Raw genomic sequence first — 1,181 nt, 5'->3', positions numbered from 1 at the left:
GACCCCGACCCCGTCCCAGGCGGAGGGCGACCGCGACGAGACCACCGCCGAGGAGGACGAGAACACCGACGCCTAGACCGTGGCCCGACGCGGCCCCGGCCCGCATGCACGGGCCGCCGCGCAACCTGACGTACCGTCCTCGGTGTGAGCGATGTACCTCCCGCGACCACCCGACGGACAGCCCGGCGAGCGGTCTCCGCGCGCGCGGTGATCGGCGACGATCCGGCGCTGCGGGCGGCCTACGGGCTGTGCCGGCGCCGGACCAGGGAGCAGGACCCGGCGGAGTACGCGCTGATCGGGCTGGTGCCCGCGGTGCTGCGCCCGGCCTGCTGGGCCCTGTGGGCGGCGGCCAACGCGCTCGACGACCTGGGCGACGACCGCACCGCGCCCGCCGCCGAACGGGCCGTCCGGGTCGAGGAGTGGATCACCGCCCTGCACCGCGAACTGCCCACCGGCACAAGCCCGGACCCGATCCGCCACGCCCTGGTCGACACCGCGGCGCGCTGGCGGCTGGACCTGTCCGAACTGCACGGCGCCATGGTCCAGGTCCGGGACGACACCCACGGCAGGCACTTCGCCGACTGGGCCGCGTGGCGCAGCTGGGGCCGGGACAACCTGCTGCCCTGGTTCGGCCAGGTCCGTACCCTCTTCGACCGGGCCGGCGTCCCCGTGGCGCTGCGTCTGGACACCCGGGAGACCTACGAGGAGTTCCTGGACGGCGTCCGCCTCACTGACATCCTCACCGACCTGTCCGCCGACCTGGCCCAGGGCGATCTCCTCCTGCCCGAGGAGGCCCTGCTCGCCCACCCCGGGGCCGCGGACGACGTGGCGCAGCGGCGCTGGAGCCCCGCCGTCGCCGCCCTGGTCACGCAGCTGACCGGCCTGGCCCGCCAGTGGGTGAGCCAGGACGGCCTCAGCCGCGGCATGCACCCCGGGCCCGCCACCGTCCTGCACACCATGGCCGCCCTGCTGCGCGCCCAGCTCGACGCGATCGACTCGGCCGGCCCGGCCCTCCTGCGGCGCCCGCCCCGGCCCACGCTCGGCACCCGGGCCCGCATCCTCGTCCCCGCCCGGGCGCGCGCCGCCCTGGCCTGGAGCCTGACCGCGCTGACGGTGCCGCCCGCACGGCCCGCCGGGCACGGCGGCCCGCCCCCGGCCGACCGGACCGCGCGCACCCGGAC

The 1,181-nt window shown here is 77.6% G+C and carries 1 protein-coding gene; it reads left to right on the top strand.

From position 1 onward, the window contains the following. Positions 1 to 144: 144 nt before the first annotated feature. Positions 145 to 1,181 (top strand): squalene/phytoene synthase family protein (locus CA983_RS43890; protein WP_244207362.1); only part of this gene is annotated, 1,037 nt, incomplete at its 3' end.

The organism is Streptomyces swartbergensis (assembly GCF_002148965.1).
Taxonomy (GTDB): domain Bacteria; phylum Actinomycetota; class Actinomycetes; order Streptomycetales; family Streptomycetaceae; genus Streptomyces; species Streptomyces swartbergensis.
The sequence above is the reverse complement of the archived record's forward strand: the minus strand, read 5'-3'. Positions and strand labels throughout refer to the sequence as shown.